General features: G+C 45.2%; 16 protein-coding genes and 1 riboswitch. Of the genes, 8 read left to right on the top strand and 8 right to left on the bottom strand.

Annotated elements, in window-relative coordinates; genetic code table 11:
• Position 1 precedes the first annotated feature (1 nt).
• The 3 genes from K0504_RS10460 to K0504_RS10450 are packed head-to-tail and all read right to left on the bottom strand — an operon-like array spanning position 2 to position 3,466.
• On the bottom strand, positions 2–904 hold the full coding sequence (locus tag K0504_RS10460) for a glycosyltransferase family 2 protein (RefSeq protein WP_220104138.1): 903 nt from the start codon (positions 902–904) through the stop codon (positions 2–4).
• Complete coding sequence (locus K0504_RS10455; protein WP_220104137.1) at positions 901–2,214, bottom strand: O-antigen ligase family protein; 1,314 nt, start codon at positions 2,212–2,214, stop codon at positions 901–903. The genes K0504_RS10460 and K0504_RS10455 overlap by 4 nt, the downstream gene beginning before the upstream one ends.
• Positions 2,204–3,466, bottom strand: coding sequence for a lipopolysaccharide biosynthesis protein (locus K0504_RS10450; RefSeq protein WP_220104136.1), 1,263 nt, complete (start codon positions 3,464–3,466; stop codon positions 2,204–2,206). Before K0504_RS10450 ends, K0504_RS10455 begins: the two co-directional genes overlap by 11 nt.
• A 576-nt stretch (positions 3,467–4,042) precedes the next feature.
• Between K0504_RS10450 and K0504_RS10445 the strand changes: the two genes are divergently transcribed.
• From K0504_RS10445 to K0504_RS10435, 3 genes are all read left to right on the top strand, one after another.
• Positions 4,043–4,195: a hypothetical protein gene (locus K0504_RS10445; RefSeq protein ID WP_220104135.1), complete on the top strand. Its 153-nt coding sequence runs from the start codon at positions 4,043–4,045 to the stop codon at positions 4,193–4,195.
• 17 nt (positions 4,196–4,212) lie between these two features.
• Complete coding sequence (locus K0504_RS10440; RefSeq protein WP_220104134.1) at positions 4,213–5,031, top strand: hypothetical protein; 819 nt, start codon at positions 4,213–4,215, stop codon at positions 5,029–5,031.
• 230 nt (positions 5,032–5,261) lie between these two features.
• Positions 5,262–5,642 (top strand): hypothetical protein, encoded by a 381-nt coding sequence (locus K0504_RS10435; RefSeq protein WP_220104133.1) that lies wholly within the window; start codon positions 5,262–5,264, stop codon positions 5,640–5,642.
• Positions 5,643–5,775: 133 nt separating this feature from the next.
• On the opposite strand, the gene K0504_RS18500 is transcribed toward K0504_RS10435, so the two are convergent.
• From K0504_RS18500 to K0504_RS10420, 3 genes are all read right to left on the bottom strand, one after another.
• Entirely contained in the window at positions 5,776–10,551 is a 4,776-nt protein-coding gene (locus K0504_RS18500; protein WP_264082964.1) for a hypothetical protein, read from the bottom strand.
• 109 nt (positions 10,552–10,660) lie between these two features.
• Positions 10,661–10,748: riboswitch (cyclic di-GMP riboswitch) on the bottom strand.
• A gap of 554 nt (positions 10,749–11,302) precedes the next feature.
• Positions 11,303–12,484 (bottom strand): glycosyltransferase, encoded by a 1,182-nt coding sequence (locus K0504_RS10425; RefSeq protein WP_220104132.1) that lies wholly within the window; start codon positions 12,482–12,484, stop codon positions 11,303–11,305.
• The gene (locus tag K0504_RS10420; RefSeq protein ID WP_220104131.1) at positions 12,484–14,307 is read right to left on the bottom strand and encodes a WecB/TagA/CpsF family glycosyltransferase; all 1,824 of its coding nucleotides are present in this window, start codon (positions 14,305–14,307) and stop codon (positions 12,484–12,486) included. The genes K0504_RS10425 and K0504_RS10420 overlap by 1 nt, the downstream gene beginning before the upstream one ends.
• A gap of 847 nt (positions 14,308–15,154) precedes the next feature.
• Between K0504_RS10420 and K0504_RS10415 the strand changes: the two genes are divergently transcribed.
• The 5 genes from K0504_RS10415 to K0504_RS10395 all read left to right on the top strand — a co-directional run bounded on the left by K0504_RS10415 (position 15,155) and on the right by K0504_RS10395 (position 22,561).
• Positions 15,155–16,555: an undecaprenyl-phosphate glucose phosphotransferase gene (locus K0504_RS10415; protein ID WP_220104130.1), complete on the top strand. Its 1,401-nt coding sequence runs from the start codon at positions 15,155–15,157 to the stop codon at positions 16,553–16,555.
• Between the two features lie 9 nt (positions 16,556–16,564).
• On the top strand, positions 16,565–17,758 hold the full coding sequence (locus tag K0504_RS10410; protein ID WP_220104129.1) for an outer membrane beta-barrel protein: 1,194 nt from the start codon (positions 16,565–16,567) through the stop codon (positions 17,756–17,758).
• Between the two features lie 16 nt (positions 17,759–17,774).
• Positions 17,775–18,302: a polysaccharide biosynthesis/export family protein gene (locus K0504_RS10405; RefSeq protein ID WP_225918082.1), complete on the top strand. Its 528-nt coding sequence runs from the start codon at positions 17,775–17,777 to the stop codon at positions 18,300–18,302.
• A 32-nt stretch (positions 18,303–18,334) separates the two neighbouring features.
• Entirely contained in the window at positions 18,335–20,608 is a 2,274-nt protein-coding gene (locus tag K0504_RS10400) for a GumC family protein (protein ID WP_220104128.1), read from the top strand.
• A 252-nt stretch (positions 20,609–20,860) separates the two neighbouring features.
• Complete coding sequence (locus K0504_RS10395) at positions 20,861–22,561, top strand: GMC oxidoreductase (protein WP_220104127.1); 1,701 nt, start codon at positions 20,861–20,863, stop codon at positions 22,559–22,561.
• 408 nt (positions 22,562–22,969) lie between these two features.
• Here the strand turns inward: K0504_RS10395 and K0504_RS10390 are convergent, their stop codons facing one another.
• Both K0504_RS10390 and K0504_RS10385 read right to left on the bottom strand, forming a co-directional pair.
• Positions 22,970–23,239, bottom strand: coding sequence for a Txe/YoeB family addiction module toxin (locus K0504_RS10390; RefSeq protein ID WP_220104126.1), 270 nt, complete (start codon positions 23,237–23,239; stop codon positions 22,970–22,972).
• The gene (locus tag K0504_RS10385; protein ID WP_220104125.1) at positions 23,232–23,486 is read right to left on the bottom strand and encodes a type II toxin-antitoxin system Phd/YefM family antitoxin; all 255 of its coding nucleotides are present in this window, start codon (positions 23,484–23,486) and stop codon (positions 23,232–23,234) included. Before K0504_RS10385 ends, K0504_RS10390 begins: the two co-directional genes overlap by 8 nt.
• Positions 23,487–23,606: the final 120 nt, after the last annotated feature.

Genomic DNA, 23,606 nt, shown 5'->3' with positions numbered 1-23,606 from the left:
GCTATTTGTATATTTCGACGGGGTTTAAGCTCATGAAATAGCGTAGTTTTCCCCAGTTTTGTAGCATTTTCAGCTTGTAGAATAAGCTATATTGCTTGCCAGTAGGGCTTAGGATGAGAGACACCAACCCGCCGACTAAAATAAGTGCACTGGCTTTACTAATGACCAGTAATTTACGCAATGACGAGATCTCTTGGAAAAAAATGACGCTATAGGTTTCACCCACTCTCAACGCCCGACGTCGCAAGTACGATTCGTTCAACCGGTTGTCTTCTACCGTCTCGGAGACAACCGCTTCACAGCAGCTCACCATTAATCCACCGGCTTGATGAATACGCGAGAAAAAATGAGTGTCGCCACCACCGGTAATACCAAACTGTTTGTCGAATGGCTCAGTAGGATGGGGGAGTGCCGAGCGCTTGACTAAAGCATTGCAGGTTGAGCCAACTTGGCGTTGAGTGCCTGTCGGCGGGAGGTGTTTGCCAAAGTAATCGCCAGCTAAAATCCAGTCTGGGGTATGGTCGGGGTAATTAACCTTGAGCGCACCTTGTACCACATCAGCTTGATATTGCTGCGCGCAATCAAGTAGTTGTGCTAGCCAGTCTGGCTCGGCTATTTCATCATCATCTAAAAAGGCAAGCCAATCGCCATCCGCCGCGGCGACAGTTGCATTACGCGCAACGGAAATATTTTTTTCAGATTGAATTTGATAATGCAGTTGCAGATTGGTTTCCGCTCGACATTGATCAACCCACACCTTACCCGATCCGTCTTTATCATTATCAACAATTGAGACATTGAAACTGACACCTTCAGGCAATTGCTGAGCCGCTAAACTCGCCAGCGTCAGCTTCAAATGCTCGCGTTTATATGTACATAGGCAGACAGTGATAGTTGTATTCATTGTGGTTCCTCCTTTTCAATCGCAGCCCTTGCAACGAGCGCAAAAACAATCAATTGAATCACCCAAAGTGCGCTATATCCGCGCAAAATACTGCTCTCGGTAACGTTGTGAAGCAGTGTTAATACCAACAACATCCAGCACAGCGAAAAAAGCGCAGGCTGCGTTCGTCGAATTCGTCCAGACTGGCTCGCAAATTGTTGCAACACCCATAGATAACAGGCCATGCCGACCCAACCTAAGATGGCAAGTAAATCGAGATAGCCATTGTGCCCTTGGTTTAGCAAGGTGAGAAAACCGCGACCATGGCGAATGTTCGGGGAGTCTAAGCCGATCCCCCAAAAGGAGCCGTAGCCATGACCGAGTAGCCAGCGTTGGTCGATCTGTTCAAGCAAAAATGCCCAAATATAATCTCGACCGGTAAAACTTGCGTCCGCTAAAAATAAGCCTGCGAAGCCTTGCAGATGAAGATCATGCATGGACATGACAATAACGACTCCGAGCGCTATGACTGTCATCATAAAGAGCAACAAGATGCCGAGGTTGACGTTAAAGGTTCTGGCCACAAGTTGACTGCCAATCACCAAGCTCGGAACTAGCACACACAGTCCCATTGAGGTTTTCGACATGGAAATCACAAGCAGCATCAACCAAATAAGCAAGTAAGCGTTATTCAAACTGCGGTAAATTTGATGGGCGTAAAGGTGCCGCACTGCCACGCCAAGAAACAAAGCAATAAGCGCTGTAGCCCCAAGGATATTTTTGTGACCGTGAATACCGTAAAAATAACCGTCTTTATCGAAGCAACCGAGCCCTATGGCCAAAAGATTCATTGCTAAAGCTGCTGTAGCGACACGGTAGAAAATCAACGGTGCTTGATAAGGCGTTTTTAAATAACAAACACCAACAAAGACTGAAAAGATAACAATGATTTGTAGAATGGCTCGCCGGCCTGCAATGTCAGGCGCTAAAGCCCATGTCGCGCTGGCGAGAGCAAGCACAGCTAACACCACTAACGGTGTTTGTGCGAAAAGTAACTTGCGGAATTGAACTGGGTTTCGAAGAACCATGAAGCCGCTAAGGCCAAATAAGGACAACCAAAAAACCTGGTTGAACATTGTCCCCGACGAGGTATCGGCAGCGTGATTAGAAAGATCCAGATCTTCCAACTCTGCTGTTGCAAATTCAAGCGTTAATAAATCAAAGCAGCTCACTGCGATGACGGTAATTAGCAGGACAGCTAATCGGTTGTTCAACGAATAATTTGCATCAGTGGCGCAAACAAAGCGGTAAAACATAGCATTAGACAGCATCTGCAACCTCCTTATTTGCTGCCGGAGATGGTCGTTTGGGCAGTAAATTGAAGACGTAGATAGCAGCGATTGTTTCACCCACAATAATTGACGATACCGCCCACATCGAGTCGCTAAATAAGCAAATAAACAATAAAGCCAGCAATGAGCCAACGCCGCCTACGATTGTGGCAAAAGCCAATGGCTTGAAGCGCATACAGGCTTGTACTGCTGCGCTGTAAACGGAGCGACCGTGAAATAACAAGGTAACTAACGCCCATTGCGCAACAACAACTTCCACGCCTATATATTTGTCGCCGTAAATTTGGTTTGAAATAAATGGCCAGGCTAACCAAAGCGCAGCACTAAACAGCAGGTTAAAAGCGACAAAGCCAAAAGCCCCTGCGTGAGTTAATTTGAGGAATTGTTGGAGTTCATCAGCCCCTTTAAGTTTGGCCAACGTCGGTTTAGCAACGCGAGTCCAAGCGGATACCACAATATTGAGAGGGCCAAACAGTAAGCGTCCTGCTTGAATGAAGCCCACTGCCGCAGTGCCAAAGAATGCCCCAATTACAAAAATGTAAGCTCTGTTTTGCAGTTCGGTACTTGATACGCCGACCAGCGCCCAGCGAGATTGTAGCCAGATAGGTTGATATTGCTGGTGCCAGCTTGCCCAATGACAGCGTTGAAGTCGTTTAAATTCACTGACTATTCTTGTCGATGAGCCAATAAATTGTGCCGCAGCTAGGCACCATAACAATTGGTATAGGGTAAACGCGTCAACGCCGTAGAGAGCAATATAGCCTCCACTCATTATGCAAAAGCTCAGTACGTAGATAACATCGATCAGCAGCACGCGCGGAAGCATCATTTCGGCCGCCAGACAACTTCGCAGATATTCTCGCACCATGGTTGCCGCGTAAAAGGCAGAAAGAGCCAGAGCATGGGAGGGATCAACCGGTAAAAAGCCAGTTAGTAAAATCAGAACTAACGGTAAACTCACCGCGGCAATCAATAGAAAGTTGGTGCTTGCTAGCGTTTGCCTCAACATACTGGCTTTGTCGCTACTTTGAGCCGCGGGCACCCAAACTGAATATGGCGTGTTCACTAAGGCATTCTGAATGCCGGTGAAAATAAAGCTCAAAGAGAAAAATATTGCGAACAGACCGTACTCAGAAGGATCCCAATAGCGAACGAGGAATATATTTAGCGCGAAATTAAACGCACTTAGCCCGCCTTGGTCAACTAATGAGAAAATTACCTTTGTTCGCATGCCGCCTCCATTTATTACTTACTTGTAGCTATCCGGCTACCCATTAACTCTCTCAATTAACGTTCTCTAACATTAATTGCTTGGCATGATCACGTCTGTTGCAGCTATCGAGCCAATTCATCGGGGTTGGCTGATGTAAAGCTGGCTTTTGATTAACTGTATGATTAATAACGAGGCTCGAGGTTAAATTTTTATGAATAGATGGGGTTGTTGCTCGATTAATTTGTATGGTTGTTGTGCGAATTTCAATCGGCTGCATTGTTTTGAATGAATTTGAACTATTTTAGTGAGTGTTGTATTAGTGAAATCTATTTTGTGCTTAGCTTTTCTAATCTAAATTAAGAGTGGCTGTTTTGTTGTTTTCTAAATTATCAATTTATATATATCTGTGTTTTTATTGGTTCTATTTTTTTTGTGGGGCGGATTGAAGTGATTAAGTTGGTGATGTTTTTAGCCTGCTAAAAGTACTATTTTGTGACTTTGTTTTGGTTCGTAGTTAATTGAATATATTTGGCGTGTATTGTGCTTACTAGTTTTTTGTAATTGAAACGGCATTACTTTTAATTAGACATTGGTATGGTAGAGAGAATTGACCATATTGTTGCAGGTGCTGGCTTACTAATTTTTGAGCGCTACTGTTTATCAGCAGCAGATAGTGAAGATCGCCTAAGTGATGGCCTGGTTGACACTTATGGCACTGATTTTAAATTATTTTTTGTTGATTGGTAACGCTGAAAGACTATTTTATGAGTACACGTAATTCGCTGTTTAAGCCTAGTTTTGCTGTGTTGTTACCACTGTGTTTTATCTGCCTATCGCTTGAATTCAACTCGATGTTGTGGGAGTTCGGTTATGTTTTCTATGGTAATGGCGAAACATTAGTATCGACATTAATGTGGCTTTTGATCACCATGATTTTGACTTATTTGTTTATCTATTCCTTTATCAAATTTACCCAGTTCTCCGCCGTAACGACGACACAAACCTATTGTGCGTCTCTTTCCTTTGTTTTGATTGGTTCCCTTTCTGTTTGCTTATTTGGGCAAACTCCCCTGAATTTAATGGAACAATCCGTCGCTTTACTCTTTCTAAATCTCCTGTTTTTGATTCTCAGTGCATTATTTACTTTCGAATGTTTTGCCAACGCTGATCTGACTTACGCTAAGGCTGAATGGCGAGGGTTAGTGTTCGCCGTGTCTTGTAGCTTGGTAATGTCACTGTCAAATTTGATGACGAGTGCTCATTGGTCAACAGTGATGCAGTCCATGACATCTTTCATAGACGCTGATCCTGACTTGTTTGTTGTTAATTTTCATGATGTTAATCAATGGCTGATTAAGCAATTTTTCATCAATGACTCAGTGGTGATAGACGATGTGCTACCACAGTTATTTGTGGTACTCGTTGCAGGCATGTTGAGTCTAATTACCATTAAAAGGGGACACCAGAGCAGGGGTTGGCGACCTTGTTGTTTTTTGGTCCCAATTAACTATTTCAAACGTCCCAGCGCCACAGTTCGTTTGGTGGTTGGTGCTGGATTTATGCCTGAACGATATAGAGGTTAATCACTAGTTTGGCCTGGACCGTCAGAGCAATGTTTTAAACACTTTTGCTCCACGACGTTACGAACCTCGCCGAGCTTTTGCGATAACCAACTGACGTTGTCGTCAATATTGCTTGGATTTAACGATGCTAGATCACAGATATTTAAGATTTGACAGGTGTTCAATTGGTTACTGTGTATCTTATAATGCGGTGAAAAGCACCTATGTGTATGTTTAGTAGGATTTATCGCATGTTAGACGATGGAAGCTTCAGTGAGCTTTACAATGACTTTGCACAGCTCATTGAAGACAGACAATTGTTAGATGCCTTTATTTATCTAGTGGGCAAGGGAGTGACTTTAAAGCACTACCAATGTTCGTTTCGACCACATGAAGGCGTGAATGCGATTTTTCGTATTTCAGAGGGGACCGAGCGCACACCATTTTCGGTGATTGTGACGGATTGCTCGATGACATTTTGTGTTCACAACCCTCCGAGCCGCGTGTCTCATGAGCTTCAAGCTCAGTTGAGCCAGATTCAAAAGAGCGACAATGACTGGCACATTCCAATTGAGCACACTCAAGCCCTAATTGACGTTTTTAATGTGGTTGGCCTTGATCGACATAGTTAGTCGAAAATTAGGGTAATCGTCACTACTCTTAACGAAAAAGCCGCTTAAAGCGGCTTTTTTTAGTTGTCGATAAAGCTCAAAAAAGGGCCAGCGAAAGCTGACCCAAGCCACGACAGCATCACTTACTCGATTATTAATTCGAGCTTTGTTGAAGCCAATATAAATTACTTGACCATGCCATGAACGAGCGGTACCAAGTCGATTTGGTGTAGTGACGCATGACGTGTTGGCTAAGGCCTCCTACGCGAGCATCAAATTGCTGCAATTCAATCCAGTCATAACCAATTGCAGTGCTATCCCAGTATGAGCCAATACCGTTGCCATCAACGTCATAGCTAATCATACCTGGTGCGATGAATAGGTTTTGACTCAAGGTGTTTGCCATGCACTGCAAGTCGTCTGTCGCGTCGACCAGTCCTTCGTTGTGGGCAACAACCATGAAGCCAACGTCTAAGTGAGCGTGGTTAAAGTCTTCCACTTTTTCGTTGCCATTTTTGTCCCACATGTAGCTCCAAGTACAAGTGTCATCGCTATTGCGAAGCAAGTAATCTTGGAAGAAACCGGTGATCAGCAGAGCCTTTTCTTCTAACGCAGGGTGTTGACGCCATTTGTTTACGTAAATCATGGCAACGCCCATCGTCATGTTGTGGTTGTAAGGCAAGGTACCTGAGTACAAACCGTTGTCACCGATGACGTCGTTTTTAACGTTAACGTAGAAGTAAGAACCACGAACCGCTGAGTTTTTCGTTGTGCTGAACGAGTTGTCATGGGCTTCGATGATACGAATTGCTTGGTCGATGTAGCCTTCGGCTTTGTCCATGTATTCATACTTGTCTTCTGACTTGATGTAATCCACCACGCGCATAATGCCATTTAGGATCATACCGTCAGTTAACACTTCGTTACGCCAGCCGTTGTATGGACGGCGCCAGCCCGGTACCGGAGTATTGTGCTGGTTGAAGTATGGTTTTGGAGCAACATCGTATGGTTGGCTGACTAAATTCAACTCTCCACGCTGCCAACGCTTTTCGTCCGTGTAATTAAACATGTGATCGATAAGCTCAATGGCGTAGTCAATATATTTGTCATCTTGGAATGTCTTCGCCATGTTCACATAAGCGCGCAGCCAGTATGAACCTTCCCATGCAAATTTCTTCTGATCGTTACCGTTGGTAGTGCCAAGTAACGGACGAGTACCAGAGTAGATGCGATTGAACTCAGCATCCCATTCAGTTTGTGAACCAGCGATTTGACGCGGGCTCTGCACATTGCTGGTGATCTCAATGAGCTCGCTGCTAGCGACATTGTGAAGCTTGTGCGTACCACTGGTGTTAGGGCCGCTCACGACGATTCCTTGCTCGTAGCTAAAGGTAAGAGCGCGAGAGTTTTGGTCGTTACTGTAATCAATCAATGCCAAAGCTTGCAGGCCGCCGGCTGAATACTCAGAACCTAACTTATACAACCATTCATAAGTCGCATCCGATGGGTCAATACTGCCGTTGTAAATGGTTTGAGTGACTAAGCCATCGGAAACTTCCATGCTGCCATTGTCGATCGTAATTTCGACATAACGGGTTTGATCAAAGTTGAAACGGCTGTCGGTTGCAACAGTGGTATTGCCCCATTTCGCTTCAGCAACATTGTGAGTAAATGCCAGGTAGTCTTTTGAGTCAGAACTCAACAGTGTGGTTTGAACGTTACTGTCGGTATTGACTGTCTCTAACCAAGCGACCATTCGGAATTTACCGTCTGCGCGCCAGCTGCCGATTTGGCCATAACCATCGTTGCCATCAAAGATTACCGCTTCGCTGTCTAACATCAGCGCATCAGGTGTGACTGGATCCGTTGGGTCGGTTGGTTCAGTCGGCTCTGTTGGGTCCGTTGGTTCTTCAGGAACGATTGGGTCTGTCGGATCCGTTGGTTCTTCAGGGTCTGTTGGCTCTTCTGGTTCAGTTGGGTCCGTTGGGCTTGAGCTACCATTACCAAAGGCTGCATCCCATTGAGCTTGTGGGAATACATTTGGATCTGGATTTTCAATAACCAAGCTACTTTGTTGCCAAGCGGCATCGTCAACATTCACCAGCTTATTCGCTGTGTTGTCTGGGTTTGCCGTATCTACAATGCCTTTTTCTGGCGAAAATGCGTAGGCGCGAGAGTTGCTACTGTCGTTTAAATCGATCAGTGCTAAACCTTGCAAAGCACCTGTTGAGAAGTCGTTAGAGCCGCGGCGGTATAAGCGGTCGTAACTAATCAACGCTGGATCGATTGCGCTATTGCTTACCGACTTGGTGGTTACGCCATCGGTGGCGGTTAATACGCCATCTTCCACTAAGAATTCAACATATAACGTTTCATCGAAGTTAAAGTGACCATAAACGCCGGGGTAGTCGCTGCTCCACTTGCCTTGAACATTGTGGTGACTAAATGACAGGAACTCATTGCCAGCTGAAGCGGTTAGCAACATGGTTCGGTCGCCGGAATTTGGGTGAATATCGGCTAGCCATGCGATCACACGATAATCACCGGTTGGACGCCAAGGCTCGATTTCACCATAAGATTCACTGCCGTTAAAGACAACCGCGTATGACTGTTGTGGCTCAACTGGGTCCGTTGGATCGGTTGGGTCTGTTGGGTCAGTCGGGTCTGTTGGGTCAGTCGGATCTGTTGGATCAGTCGGGTCTGTTGGGTCAGTCGGATCTGTTGGGTCAGTCGGATCTGTTGGGTCCGTCGGATCTGTTGGATCCGTCGGGTCTGTTGGGTCCGTTGGATCGGTTGGGTCCGTTGGGTCCGTTGGATCAGTCGGGTCCGTTGGATCGGTTGGGTCCGTCGGGTCAGTCGGATCTGTTGGGTCCGACTCGGCAGAGCCGAATGCTGCATTCCAATCTTCTTGGTCAAAGATGCTGTCGTCTGGGTTAGTAACCTCACCGTTAACAACTTGCCAATCACTATCACTAATACCGTGCAGTTGGTTGTACTCAGTTGCACCAACACCAACTTCAACGATGCCATCTTCGGCATTGAACGCGAAGGCGCGCGAGTTGGCACTGTCGGTCATATCGATTAGCGCTAAGCCAGATAATGCAGCTTTAGAGTAATCGTTATTGTAACCGCGACGAAACAGCCAATCGTAGTTCACCGACGTTGGGTTAATACTACTGTTGGTGACTGTTTGTGTGGTGTTACCATCGCTCGCCGTGAGGCTGCCATGATCGACAGTCATTTCAATATAACGAGTATTATTGAAGTCAAATTTACCGAAGATGCCAGGGTATGCTTTGCCCCACTGCCCTTGAACGGTCGTGTGAGTAAATGACAAGAACTCATTGGTATCTGCCGAGCTAAGCAGAATGGCGCGGGCATTGGCATCAGTATCGAGACCATTTAGCCAGGCAATGACTTTAAATTTGCCTTTTGGCGCCCACTCAGAAATTTCGCCGTAGTTATCAACGCCATCAAAAACGACGGCTTCTGAACCTGTTGGCGATACTGGATCGGTTGGCTCTGCTGGGGTTTGCGAGCCACTAAACGCCGCATCCCATTCTTGTTGATCGAAGACACTATCATCTGGGTTGCTAATTTCGCCGTTAACGACTTGCCAGTCGCTATCGCTAATACCAAACAGTTGGTTGGCATCGGTTGCACCAACACCAACTTCAACGATGCCATCTTCGGCATTAAATGCAAACGCACGCGAGTTAGAGCTATCGGCCATGTCAATTAGCGCTAAGCCAGACAATGCGCCTTTTGAGTAGTCGTTGCCGTAACCGCGACGAAACAGCCAATCGTAGTTAACGGACGTTGGGTCAATGCTGCTATTGGTGACTGTTTGCGTGGTATTGCCATCGCTCGCAGTCAGGCTGCCATGATCAACGGTCAACTCAATATAACGCGAGCTATTGAAATCAAACTTATCCCACATACCAGGATAGGCTTTGCCCCACTGGCCTTGAACCGCAGTGTGGGTGAATGACAAGAACTCATTGGTGTCTGCAGAACTCAGCAGAATGGTTCGGGCGTCGGCATCGGCATCTAGATGATTTAGCCATGCAATGACTTTAAATTTGCCTTTGGGAGCCCACTCCGAAATTTCGCCGTAGTTATCAACGCCATCGAAAACAACGGCTTCTGATCCTGTTGGCGATACTGGGTCGGTTGGCTCTGTTGGAGCTTGCTCGCCACCAAACGCCGCATCCCAATCTGCTTGCGCAAAAACGGTTGGGGCAGGGTTTTCAATGGTTGCGGTTGTGGTAAGCCAGTCGTCGGCTGTGACATTAACCAGCTGATTGTCTGCGACTTGACCAACACCTACTTCTACCATGCCTTGCTCTGGGGTAAACGCAAAAGCGCGAGAGTTGTTAGGGGTATTTTCGTCAATTAATGCTAAGCCTGATAATGCGCCTGTGGAGTAGTCGTTGTTATAACCGCGACGAAACATCCAATCATAATTAACAGAAGTTGGGTCAATAGCACTGTTTGAAACTGAAGCTGAATTTTCGCCATCGGTTACTGTAAAGGTGCCATGGTCAACCGTTAACTCCATGTATTTTGTTGTGTTGAACGAAAACTTACCCCAAATGCCAGGGTAAGCTTTACCCCATTGGCCTTGAACCGCGGTGTGGGTAAAAGACAGGAATTCGTTGGTTTGAGAAGAGCTCAATAATACTGAGCGTGCGGATGAATCTGAATTTGTTGCGGCAAACCATGCAACGACTCGAAACTTACCTGTCGGTTGCCAGCCAGATATTTGGCCATAGGCGTTATTGCCATTGAAGTATGCGGCTGAATGGGAATTCGTTTCAGCTGATACGGTTTGAATAAAACAAAAACTAACTACAAAAAATGATGTGAGGGCCCAAAAAGCCCTGCTGCTAGAATTAACTAGCGTAGATATTATATGCCGATTGGACATGACGCTCTCCAAAATCGGCAGACAAAATGTAGACCTGATGATGGAGGGTCATTGCAAATCAGTTAGTCGTTAATTAAGACTAACTAATATTGCAAATAGACCATCGACACGAGGTAGTCCCGCTGCCCTAGAACTGCACAATCCTTAGGCCGGTAACTTTGCGTCCCTAGTTTTCGCTAGGTTTGCCTTTGTCTGCTTTGTCGTGGTTTAAATTTAAATATCTCTCAAAATTTCGCATCAAAAATACGGTGAGAGAAAACTAATGTTCATTTAATGAACGGATACAATCTTGCCGTAGTTAAATATTAAACTCAATATCGATTTGTTATATTTTGTTATGTTTCTCATATAATATTTAGTTATATGTTTTTGAACGCGCCTTTTTAATTGTTCTGGTTCGCCAGTAAGATTCTGTAACCCATTGTTATTGTTTGTTTATTGTATTTGTTCTAATGTATTTGATTAGGGTTTTCGGATATTTGTCCGGCAAGATAAAAGCCCTTGGTTTGGTTTTTTTGTGCTACGTCTTTATATCTGTTAATTACTAATATTTAATGTTTGTATTTGGCTGGGAATAGTGGTTGAACTGGCTCAATTGGAAATATAATTATTGAATATTATTGAATTTTAATTTTTTTTCTAATTTAGCAAGTGAGTAATAAACTCTGTTTTCGACCATTAATCGCACCACAATAAGTGGAGTATTAACTCTAATTAATTTTGTTGAGTTCCTTGCCATTTCGATGAGCTATCATGCGACTTGGGGTTCGCCTAGTAACTGATTGTACCCCTCAATATGGCGCTCTTTTTTAAATGCCAAGTGAAGTGGTTGTTGATTGGCGAGTAACCATTGGCGATAGCTATGCTGATGCTCTAATAGCGTGATTAATCCCGCTGCAATGTCATCAACATCACTCGGGTCAACTGCCACCCTAGCTTGGACCCAATCAATAAAACCATCGATCCCCGTTGACTTAGAATGGAGGATTGGCACACCACTCATCATGGCTTCGACATAGACCATGCCAAAAGTCTCATTGAAACTTGGCAGCACTAAGCCGGCATAGTTAGGTAATTTCGACAGAAGTGTTTGGTTCGACATTTCACCGCAAAGCACCACGCGCTGATTGAGACCGAGGCTATCGATCAATCCCTGAATGGTCGCTTTTGTTTTAGTTGAGCCGCGCCCGATAACATCAAGGTGAACGTTGGGGTGATCTACTGACAGTAGCTGTAAGGCTTGAACTAGGTTATCCAGCCCTTTTTTCTTATAGACATCCAAATTTAAAATCGTGACTAGCTTATTATTACTGAAATCAGCCGTCGGCATGAGTTGTTGTTCAGAAACAAAATTTGGTAACAGCGATTGTTTGCCTTCTGCCACGACAAATTGATTGTTGATGATGGGCTTGAACCAAGCCGAGACATAAAAGACTTTGGCGCAACGATTCAACAAATGTTGGAAGAAGGGTTTGTAGTGCGGCTTATACTTGAATATTTTTGATTCTGCTTCTCCCCGAACCGACACCACAAATGGGATCTTTAGCCAACGTGAAAGCCACCAGGCGGCAATCCCTTCAAACGTCATTTTGTGAGCGTGGATCATGTCAAAAGTCAGCCCTTGTTGCGAGATCTGCTTGCGAACCCGCCAAGCCACAATGGTCATGCTTAGGAATAGAAATATGCCGTAAGGAAGGCCCCAAAAGGCCATGGATGTTGCTTTACTGTCGCCATTGCCATCACCATCTAAACAATTAGTTTTATGGATCCAAGGCGTCCTAGTTAACGCAAATACGTGATAATCAACATCTGGATTCGCTTGAATAAAGTTACGAACCGCAGGCGTGTTGACCGGCCGATTAATGCATGGGTAATCCACTGATAAATGTAATACTCGCTTAGGCGAGAAGGGTGCTGAAGTCTGCTTATCCATTAGCGATCTCCACAAGCATTCAGTAGAAAGGTCATATTGCCAACTAAATAACGGCGCCACATGCGGGCGGGCTCTTTATATAAGCGAAAGACCCACTCACATCTGATTTGACGCAACCACTTTGGTGCACGCTCGATGGATCCTGATGCAAAATCGAACAAGGCACCAACACCAATACCGACGGCTGCGCCTGTGGCGGGTAAGTGTTGACTTAACCACTGCTCTTGCTGTGGGTTGCCCATGGCGACCAGCACCAAATTAGCTTCACAGGTTTTAATTTGTTGGCAAATTTTATGGTTCTCGTGCGCTTTAAAGTAGCCGTGATGGAAGCCTACCCATTGGTGTTGCGGATATTTTTCTCGCCAGATTTCAAAGCAACGCGAAACGACTTGGGATTTAGCGCCCAAGAGAAATATCCGCAGCGGCTTTGTTGACTCGGCAAGGTAGCGCGGGGTGAAGTCGGTACCATTTAAATTCTCGGAAAAGCCGCGGCCATATTTTAGTTTGCTGGCAATATCGACCCCAATGCCGTCATTCAAAATTAAAAATCGATTCAGTAGCCGCTTGTACTCATCATGCTTGCGGGCAAGGTTAATGGTGTGGGCATTGGCATAGCCGACACACACACCTTGATCGTGCTCAATCGCATTATCCAACTCAGCAATGATGTCGTCGCCTGGGCGACAGTCCACGCGAACCTGCTGTATCGTCCTGTATTGCTCGCCCAACAGATCGAGGTAAGAGCGTGTAAATTGATTGGCTACATGAGACCAGTCATAGGTGGCCGCTGCATTCATGGCCAGCTCACGTTGATTGCTATGATCGGCTAAAACTTGGCTGACGCAGTTGTGTAATTTGTCGGCACCACCATCAATTGAGAAATCGATAATTTCACCAACGCCAGCCTTTTCGACAATACGACCAAAACTTGGAATGTCTGATGCCAGAGGAATAAGTCCTGCGGCCATGCCTTCGATCAATGTGAGGCCGAACCCTTCGTATTCTGAGGCGCTGACGATAAAGGTTGATTGTGCGACGAGTTGACTGACTTGAGCATCATCCAGCCCGGTATGAATATGAATGTATGGCTCGAGTGCGAGGGCGGCTATTTGCTCGATTATCTTTTGTTCATTATCGTCCCAATCTCGGCCGACGATGGATAGCCGGTATCGCTTGTCGAGTTGAACTAAACGGGCGAACAAATCAATCAACTTGTCGATACGCTTGTTATCGGAAAATCGGCCAATGAAAATCAATCGGTGATTACCGGAATGCGCTGGCAAGTGACCAAATTTATGGGTATCAACACCATTCTCAATTAACTGCAATTTGCGGCCACAAATTCTAGAAAACACTTGGTAGTCATTGACGCTGCAAGCGTAGACCGCCGAGTAGGCCATTAACGAAAGCCTCGTGATCGTTGAAAAATATATTTCCTTCAGACGGCTTGCATATTCTGTATGAAAGAATCCGCCGTGGGTCGAAAGTACCAATTTTTTACCATGAATAATTTTGCTAACAGCCAAAAAATCAGCAAAAAAATCAAGCGCATGAACATGCACAATGTCAGCGTTTTCAAGGACTTCAGATACCTTGGTTGTAATCGGGTATTTGTAACTGCCGAAAAATGGCAAGCGGCGAATATGAATACCATCAAGCATTTCATTGTCGCGCAGCGACGTTTGTTGGTGAAATACCTGATCTAAGGTTACAACCTTAACTTGGTGTCCTTGCTTTATCTGCTCCGACGCCAGTGAACGAACAAAGTTTTCAAGCCCGCCTATCGCAGGGTAAAACTGTCTTACTACATGAATGATGTGCATCCCGATGCTCCTTATTACATGTTGCTCGTTTTATGTCTTCCGCTCGCGAAAGCATCCTGCATTGCGTCGGCTAAGGTCGTTATTGAAAATACTGCAATTTATTCTTTTAAATACATCCCAAGAGTTAAGCCTATTTTTGATTTTTATATTTCATTACTTTAATTGTGGGTTTTGCTGTTTGTTTTTTTGTAACTTCAGTGTTTCTTATGGCAACCCATGCTAAATCAGTGCCACATTTCATTTTGTTATTCTAATTTAGTGAGCATTGTTTTCAATATAAAGAAACGGCTAACAAAATATTATTTGTGTTTGTTTGCTTCATATCTGTGTTGGCTTCTTAATGTAGACGCTGTTTTTATCTTTTCAATGTGTAATTTTCATGAGTTAGATGTCATCAAAAATTAACAATACCTAATTTTGTTTAAGCTTAAGTTATATTGGCTCAGTCAGGCGGGCAAAGGTTGTTGGTGCTTTTTTAGTGCATGCTGAGCTAATTTAGATTTGTTTAATGTTTTTATGTGGTGCAAACACGTTAAAACATGTCAGTTGAACTTCTATCTTTGTGCATATTAATTATTTTAAATGTACTTGACTGGTTTTCAATGTTGTCCTTTATTAGATAAAACATGGTGTTGTGCTTTTTGGCTTGTTTTATGCTGACGTTGAATATTAGAAGGTTGTTTGTTTGGTTTGTTGGTAAGCAGCCTTCTGTTTAAGCCCGCGAAATCTAATAATAATGATGTTTTGCAGTTAGTTGAGGTCGATTGGTGCGCTAAGGAAATGTAGTAAAAGTGCTATGCGATTTAATGTTAAAGGGACATTAGACGCTAATGGAAAGGAGGCTCCCATGAGCAAGCAAGGGTTGATTCAATCAAATCAAAATGGTTTTGCTATATTATTTCGGCTAATGGATATTCTGTGCATTCAGGGTTCTATATTAATTGCACAATACATTTCGCCGCAAATTGTCACTGAGCCACAAGTTCTGGTCGCTATTATTGCTACGCTGGCCTACTTAATATTTGCCGAGTCATTTGATATCTATCGTTCGTGGCGTGCTGCGCGATATACCGAAATTTTGACGGCAACTTCGAGCAGTTGGTTGCTAGTATGCTTTTTATTAATCTGCACAACTTACTTTTTCCCAAGTTTGATTTTGATTGAACGGGCAAATTTACTCGCCTGGAGTTTATATGGACTCTTGTTGCTGTGCGGTTGGCGCGGGATTTTACGTCAATACCTATTCCAAATTCGCAAGCGTGGTCGCAATTATCGCACTGCTGCAGTTATTGGCGTTACGGACTCCGGCAAAGCACTTGCGAGTAGCATTGAGGACAACCCTCAATTAGGTATTCATTTACAAGGCTTTTTCGACGATCGTTCGCCTGTTCGCGTGCTTGATGAGCATGGTATTCAATTACAAGGATCTATCGACGACGGTATTGAGGCTGCTAAGAAAAATAGTGTCGATATTTTATATGTGGCGATGCCGATGCGAGCGGAAAAACGCATTGCTGAAATATTGACTCGTTGCGCCGACAGTACCGCGGCCGTCCACATCATTCCAAATTTCTTTGTCTACAACATGCTACACGCCCGCTGGCATGAAGTCGGCTCAATCCAAACGTTAAGTGTGTATGACACGCCTCTTAGTGGTCTAGCTAGTTGGATAAAACGTGTTGAGGACTTGATGTTATCAGCGGCGATTTTGTTACTGATCTCGGTTCCAATGCTGGCCATTGCTATCGGCATTAAAGCGACATCTAAAGGCCCAGTGTTATTTAAGCAAGATCGCTACGGCATGGATGGCCGCAAGATTCAGGTATGGAAATTCCGTTCCATGAAAACCATGGAAAACGGCGCCAAGGTTACTCAAGCCACCAAAGGGGACCCACGGATTACACCTTTTGGCAGCTTTTTAAGACGTACCTCGCTCGATGAATTGCCGCAGTTTATTAATGTGTTGCAAGGCTCTATGTCGGTCGTTGGTCCGCGCCCTCATGCGGTCTCTCATAATGAACAGTATCGAGCGGTCATCAATGGCTACATGCTGCGCCATCATATGAAACCAGGGATTACCGGTTGGGCACAGATTAATGGTTGGCGCGGCGAAACTGACACGCTAGAGAAAATGGAGAAGCGCGTGGAATTCGATTTGGCTTATATCCGCAACTGGACTGTCTGGCTTGACCTGAAGATCGTATTTAAAACCATCTTCAAGGGATTTACTGGCACCAATGCGTATTAAGGAAAACAAATGGAATCTAGAACAGGGAAAGTATGCCTTGTAGGCATTGGAACGCTATTGGCATCGCATGCTAATGCCTATGAACCTGCCCAAGTTGAGGTCAGTAATGGACTGAAGTTTGTGCCGGAGATAGCGACTGATATTGGCTACAACGACAATCCGGCAAACCAACAAGATGACGAGCAAGACAGTTGGTTTGCCATTGTTTCACCCAAGTTTGCTTTGCAAGGTGGCAATAATATTACGGGATATGGCGTGACTTACACGCTAATCGATGGCTCTTACGCCGATAGCGATGAAGATGATTTTACCGATCATGTGGTGGACACCCGTTTTAATCATGAATTTACCGCGCGTCATCGAATCGAGCTCAACTACCAGTTTGCGCGACGACACGAAGAGCGAGGTACAGGTCTTAGTGAAGGTCGGCCTGATGCATTTGATGAAGTGGTAGAAAAAGATAATCAGCGGGTTGATTTGGTTTATGGGCTTGGTGTTCGTGAGGCCACTTTCAATGTTGATCTCCACCTTGGTTATGCCGATGTTGATTACCGCAATTTTGAAGAGGTGTCCGATTATCGCGACTACGACAGCCTGCTTGCTGGCACCGTATTGTATTGGCGTTTAGCGCCGCGCACATCGCTGCTTTTTGAGTGGCAGATGGACGACAAGGAATACAACAAAACCGCTGCGACTGAGAATTCCCGAGATAGTAAAGATCACAAAGCTTTGGTGGGTTTGAAGTGGGAAGCGACAGGCAAAACCTCCGGTGAAATCAAGATGGGCTATGAGGATCGTAACTACGACGCTGATGCTCGAAAAGATTTTAGCGGGTTTACATGGCTGGTTGGGGTCGAGTGGCAACCGCTAACGTATTCGACCATAAGCCTAGACAGTGGCCGTCGCGCTAAAGATCCAGACACCCTTGGTGATTACATCGAAGAGTCTTCAGTACATGCCCGATGGCGACATAACTGGAGTAACCGATTAGCAACGATCACTGGTATTGAATATGTTGAAGAATCCTTCACGGGGATAGATCGAGAGGATGAATTTTTGTCCTCCTCAATTGGTTTGCGTTACGACTGGCTGCGTTGGCTCAGTACGGAAGTTAAATATAGCTATACCGACATGGATTCAAATATTGATGCCGTCACCTACGACAAGAATGTTTATACCTTGACCGTAAATGCATCTTTATAAGGAGCGGATGATGAACATGATGAAACATCTAATACTGGCCATGCTACTTAGTGTTGCTTCCTTGCATTCGATTGCGTCAACGGACGATGAATACCTATTAGGATCGGGTGATGTTATTAGCATTCATGTCTATGGCGAAGACGATTTAAGTTTGGAAACTCGATTGGGAGAGGGCGGCGAGATCACCTATCCCTACTTAGGCCAAATCATGGTGAAGGGCATGAACGTTGCTCAACTGGAGATGATTTTGACCAGTGGCCTCAAAGGCGACTACCTCATCAACCCGAGTGTGCATGTTAGCGTGCTGGAATACCGACCTTTCTTTATTTACGGCGAAGTTAAACATCCCGGTGGTTACCCCTACCAAACAGGCCTAACCATTGAACGAGCCGTTGCGTTGGCTGGCGGGTTAACCGAGCGCGCATCAGAAAGCAGTATCACAGTGAATCGGACGTTGAATCAGAAAAAAACAACCGTAAAAGTCGCGATGGAAACCATGGTTTTTCCTGATGATTCCATTTTAATTAAAGACAGCTTCTTTTAGCCGTCTGGGCAAACCCCAAGGGAGACGACAGGATGTCGATTGCGAAAAGTTCGTTAGAGCAAGCATTGATAAAAGAGCGTGATATTGACTTGGTACAGCACCTAAAGGTGATAGGCCGATACAAGTGGCGCATTTTAATATTCTCTGCGCTGGTTACCTTTGTTGTTGCATTTGTCCTAATGCACATGAAGCCGTTCTATCAAGCCACGGCGACGTTGCTGATTGAGTCGAAACAAGCTAAAGCCATATCCATTGATGATGTCTATGGGTACGACTTTTCGCGCCAGGAATATCTCCAAACCCAATTTGAAATCCTTAAATCCAGACAGCTTAAGGAACGAGTGGTCAATAGCATGGAGCTGCTAGTTCATCCTGAGTTTAATGAACTGAGTCAGTTTGCCATGTTTAAAGCCACTATCGTTGACTGGTTTGATGCCGCAAGGCACTGGCTAGCACCACAACAGGCGATGGCTCAGTCGAGTGTTGCTACAAGCCCCGGGGGAGATAAGTTCGCCGATGAACTGTTAAATATCCTCGATGAACAAAATGATCGGTACGCATCGACCCTTGGCGAAGGCTCCGATCACAAAGCACTTGTGCTGCAGGATTTTTCGCAACGGCTAAACATTAGCCCGGTGAACAATACTCAGCTGGTTCGAATATCGTTTTATGCACACCAGCCGGAACTAGCCGCAGCAGTGGCCAATGCTATGGGCGAGGCCTACATCGAAAGCCATATGGACGCGAAATTGTCGATGGCACAAAAAGCGTCAGATTGGCTGAGCTCCCGCCTCGATGAATTACAGATTGGGTTACGTCAATCTGAACGGCGTTTGCAAGCGTTTCGGGAACAAGCTGGGCTTATCGATATTGATGGCAAGGTTGGTTTGGTGAGTCGTGAAATGAATGACTTGACCGAGCAACTGATGCTTTCTAAAAAGCGCCGAGATGAAAGTAAGGCACTACTTGAATTAGTCGAGCGGCGAGGGCGAAGCAATGCCGATATGCTCGATGCTATGTCGACCATTAGTGGCCATCGCATGATTCAAGAAGTGAAAAAAGCGGAAATTGGTGCCGCTGGCGAAGTGGCTGAGTTATCGAAACGATACGGCCCTAAGCACAGCAAAATGATTGCCGCGCAAGCGCAGTTAGCCGAGGTAAGGTCTAATTTGAGAAGCCAAATTGGCAAGTTAGTCAGCGGTATTGAACAAGAATACCTTGCAGCAAAATCGAACACCGAAGCGCTTGAACGTCAGATGGCGGATGTGAAAGAGCGCTACCAGAACCAGCACCGTCGCGAGAGCGAATATCAACAATATGTACGTGAAGTGGATTCAAACCGTCGGATTTATGAAACGTTTCTCAATCGTATGAAAGAAACTGGCGCTATCGCCGACTTTGATGCCGCTAATGCTCGGTTTACCGATTATGCGGTAGCACCACTTTATCCTGCTAAACCAAAGAAAAAGTTAATTGTATTGGCAACCTTATTATTAACCTTGCTAATGGGGGTTGCTGCCGCGTTAATTCACCAGTCGTTTGCTGACACCATTACGTCGAGCGAACAGGTTGAAGACAAATTAGCATCACGTTTGCTCGGTACCGTACCGAAACAAAAAGCTAGCAAATTAAATGCAAAATACTTCTTCTCTAAAAAGGCCTACGCCTTTGCTGAATCTTGGCGCACGATTAGAACGGCGTATTTGCTGACGCATTTGGATGATAAAGCAAAAACTATCTGCATGACGTCGACGGTGCCCGGCGAAGGTAAAACAACATCGGCGCTTAATCTTTCGTTGGCACTATCGCAAATGGAAAATGTGCTGCTGATTGAAGCGGACTTACGTCGCCCATCACTCGGAAATGTTATCGGGCTCCCCAATTATCAGCCGGGCTTATCAAACTTGGTAACGGGAACGCACGATTTAAGCGCTTGTGTAGTTAAAGTGGAAGGATCTGAGCTCAATGTCATTCCTGCGGGCTCCCCCGTTTCTAACCCGCAAGAACTCATCGCATCGAAAGCGTTTAAAGAAAACCTCGATAAATTAAAAGAAACTTATGATCGAATCATCATCGATAGCGCACCTGTGGATGTGGTGAGCGACGCGTTATTACTTTCGCGTATGGCCGATTCCATTGTGTACGTCGTGCGCAGTGGCAAGGTTAGACGGGAATTGATTCAACGTTCGTTAACCAAACTGTTCTCCGTTAAAGCGCGAGTTGATGGCGTTGTGTTAAACGGTGTTGCGGAAAATAAATCTCAAGATCGAAGCTATTTGCAGTATTACGACCCGCGTAAAGCTTAATAGGTAGAGGGCTGAGAAATTAAGGTCAGACGGATTTTTGGCCTTAAAGTCGGCTTAGTAAATTGTGCCACGTTGCGACTGAGTTGAAATGAGCAGATCACCTCAACTCAGGTGGCCAAGTTGGATATGTAGCGCGATTAGTTAGGCGCTTGGCATGCTCACAACTAACAGCTTTTAACCAATACCAGAGGATTTCAGTCCAGATAAAAAGACGAAAACCGTTATTGCAGACAAGTTTAATAAGGATGTTATATGTCGATTGATGCCCGTTTTTTTTCTGCCGATCAGGTTGAAACAGATATTTGCATAGTGGGCTCCGGGCCTGCAGGGATCACTTTGGCGCGAGAGTTCATTGGCCAAGATTTTAACGTGATCCTGCTGGAAAGTGGCGCCACTGATTTTGATCCTAGCACCCAAGAACTCGCTTCTGGTGAAGTCATTGGGGATCCGCTTATTGCGCCTGTGGGAGTTGTTAATCGCCAGTTCGGCGGCTTATCTAATCGATGGGTGCTTAAAATTGGCGACAATCAAATCGGCGTGCGTTATGCCATGTTCGATGAGATTGACTACCAAACTCGAGACTGTATTCCCTTCAGTGGTTGGCCTTTTCCAAGGTCATCTTTATCCCCCTACTTTGAGCGAGCGCAGCCGATTTGCATGGCTGGCCCCTTTGATTACGAAGCGTCATCTTGGGTAAAAGATCCGGCCAAAGAGCTGCCGTTTGACTGTGACACTATAGAAACTGGCATGTTTCAGTTCGGTCGTCGAACGGCCTTTTATATCGACCATAAAAAAGAGTTGGAGCAGGCCGAGAATATTACCATCTATCATTATGCAAACGTGGTTGAAGCTAGGATTGATGACACGGGTAAGACGATTAGCAAGGTTCGTGTTGCTTGCTTAAATGGAAATCAATTTGAGGTGTCGGCAAAGGTTGTTGTGTTGGCCTGTGGCGCCTATGAAAATGCCCGAATTTTGTTGATGTCTAATCAACAACAACCTCATGGCCTAGGCAACCAACATGATGTGGTTGGCCGTTACTATCATGAACATCCTTGCGCTATTGGCGGATACTTCACGCCTACCGATCCGGAAGTATTCGATCGGGCTGGAATCTACGATCTAAAGAAAGTGAATGGCACCGCAGTCCAGGGGTATCTGCGCTTACCCAAAGACGTGTTGGAGAAAGAGGGCATAAGCAACATTAATACGCTGATGTTTCCCTGCCCAGATGACCGACAAATGAATGCTCTAAAGGCGTTTAAATGCCTCGGTGAGAATGCTTGGAGCATTGTGAAGGGGGCTATGAGCCGAGGCCGTAAAGGTAGTATTCCTGAGAACTTTTGGAACAAACTTCCCGGCAATTTACTCGATATGTTGTTAGGGCTAGATGCGGTCGTTAAGGCTGTGTGGCTGTGGCTGTTTAAGAGCCAATCCCTGTTTCTTCAATTTGCTCGTGGTGGCGGGTGGTCAACACTATCGAATAATCGAGGCCGGTTCGAGCGCTTTGAAATGCGCCATGTACTAGAACAATCTCCCCATCCAGACAACAGGGTCACCCTCAGCTCTGAATGCGATGCATTAGGCTGCCCCAAATTGCAGGTGCATTGGCGTTGGCATAAGGATGATGCGGATCATCTCGTGCGCTACGTAAAATATCTCTCGAAGCAACTAGCAGAGCAAGGACTTGGCCAGTTCGATTACAAATTAGACGCCGAAGGATGTATTGATATCATTAAGCCGGCCGGGTCTCACCACTTGATGGGAACAACCCGAATGCATGATGATCCTAAATTTGGTGTGGTGGATGCCAATTGCCAAGTTCATGGCATTAAGAACCTTTATATAGCCGGCAGCTCGACTTTTCCTACGGGTGGCTACGCTAACCCTACGTTGACCATTGTTGCGATGGCTCTGAGATTAGCCGATCACATAAAACAGAATGTTGATTGAATCTAGAGGCGATAATGGCGTGGCAAAATCAGAGGAGGGGATATGAGATGAAACCCTCTAAAAATGAAATTAACTGATTAATCTAAATTTTGTTTAGGCAAGAAAAAAGACGTCCTGAGACGTCTTGATTCTGTTGTGTGGTGGAGCCGGGGGAGGCTGAATTGATGCTGTATCAGATTGATATAGTTGAACTTAGCTCGCCACAACCTTTCATTGGAACACTGCATGGAATACGGATTAAATTTGCTGTCAATTACTGTGTTTTTCAACCTGATGATGTTGCTAGGTGCTTTGTTTGACTCAGACGACCCGTCGTTTGAGTCAAAGGCTCAAGTAGTTGAGTCAAACAACCAGCTGATGGCTCGATAAACGTTAGATTTATTAGATGCCCGATCGCTAAACCTAGTATTAGTAGTGGTAACGACACGAAATTATCGTTATCGCTCGATCGTCTACTGCGTAAACGAGTCGATTAGTATCGTCAATGCGGCGAGACCAAAAGCCAGACAGGTTCTCTTTTAACGCTTCAGGTTTACCAATCCCCTCGAATGGAGAACGCTTAACATCGTTGATGAGTTTATTGATGCGCTTGAGCGTTTTCTTATCTTGGGTTTGCCAATACACGTAGTCATCCCAAGCGTCATCAGTCCACGATAGTAAACGTTGACTACTATTCATCAATTAACTCTCGTACTGTTGTTTTACCAGCACGATATTGCGTTATAGAGCGGTTTAGGTGTTCAGCGTTTTGTGGTGAACGAAGTAAGTGAACTGTCTCCATAAGGCTGTTGTAGTAGTCTAAAGACATGACCACAGCATCTTCAGAATCACGACGTGTAATGACCGTTGTATCAGCATCATTAACCACACCGTCCAAAACAGCTTTGAGGCCATTTCTAGCTTCAGTAAAAGATACGATTCTCATAAGAAACCTTACATGTACATTTAATGGGACAAGTATAATCTTCACACATTCACTTGTACAGTAAGTTGAACATGAGCGCTTTGGCTGTCATTTTGGGAATTACAGTCGCCTTAGCAGTGA

Source organism: Neiella holothuriorum (genome assembly GCF_019457915.1).
Classification (GTDB): Bacteria; Pseudomonadota; Gammaproteobacteria; order Enterobacterales; family Neiellaceae; genus Neiella; species Neiella holothuriorum.
This window is presented reverse-complemented; position numbering and strand designations above follow the sequence as displayed.

What these genes read in the sequence shown, in the direction of transcription:
- K0504_RS10400 (WP_220104128.1), top strand. Translation starts at nt 18,335, where the DNA reads ATGTCGATTGCGAAAAGTTCGTTAGAGCAAGCATTGATAAAAGAGCGT.
- K0504_RS10440 (WP_220104134.1), top strand. Translation starts at nt 4,213, where the DNA reads ATGAGTACACGTAATTCGCTGTTTAAGCCTAGTTTTGCTGTGTTGTTA.
- K0504_RS10385 (WP_220104125.1), bottom strand. Translation starts at nt 23,486, where the DNA reads ATGAGAATCGTATCTTTTACTGAAGCTAGAAATGGCCTCAAAGCTGTT.
- K0504_RS10460 (WP_220104138.1), bottom strand. Translation starts at nt 904, where the DNA reads ATGAATACAACTATCACTGTCTGCCTATGTACATATAAACGCGAGCAT.
- K0504_RS10420 (WP_220104131.1), bottom strand. Translation starts at nt 14,307, where the DNA reads ATGCACATCATTCATGTAGTAAGACAGTTTTACCCTGCGATAGGCGGG.
- K0504_RS10410 (WP_220104129.1), top strand. Translation starts at nt 16,565, where the DNA reads ATGGAATCTAGAACAGGGAAAGTATGCCTTGTAGGCATTGGAACGCTA.
- K0504_RS10455 (WP_220104137.1), bottom strand. Translation starts at nt 2,214, where the DNA reads ATGCTGTCTAATGCTATGTTTTACCGCTTTGTTTGCGCCACTGATGCA.
- K0504_RS10415 (WP_220104130.1), top strand. Translation starts at nt 15,155, where the DNA reads ATGAGCAAGCAAGGGTTGATTCAATCAAATCAAAATGGTTTTGCTATA.
- K0504_RS10395 (WP_220104127.1), top strand. Translation starts at nt 20,861, where the DNA reads ATGTCGATTGATGCCCGTTTTTTTTCTGCCGATCAGGTTGAAACAGAT.
- K0504_RS10435 (WP_220104133.1), top strand. Translation starts at nt 5,262, where the DNA reads ATGTTAGACGATGGAAGCTTCAGTGAGCTTTACAATGACTTTGCACAG.
- K0504_RS10390 (WP_220104126.1), bottom strand. Translation starts at nt 23,239, where the DNA reads ATGAATAGTAGTCAACGTTTACTATCGTGGACTGATGACGCTTGGGAT.
- K0504_RS10445 (WP_220104135.1), top strand. Translation starts at nt 4,043, where the DNA reads ATGGTAGAGAGAATTGACCATATTGTTGCAGGTGCTGGCTTACTAATT.
- K0504_RS10450 (WP_220104136.1), bottom strand. Translation starts at nt 3,466, where the DNA reads ATGCGAACAAAGGTAATTTTCTCATTAGTTGACCAAGGCGGGCTAAGT.
- K0504_RS18500 (WP_264082964.1), bottom strand. Translation starts at nt 10,551, where the DNA reads ATGTCCAATCGGCATATAATATCTACGCTAGTTAATTCTAGCAGCAGG.
- K0504_RS10405 (WP_225918082.1), top strand. Translation starts at nt 17,775, where the DNA reads ATGATGAAACATCTAATACTGGCCATGCTACTTAGTGTTGCTTCCTTG.
- K0504_RS10425 (WP_220104132.1), bottom strand. Translation starts at nt 12,484, where the DNA reads ATGGATAAGCAGACTTCAGCACCCTTCTCGCCTAAGCGAGTATTACAT.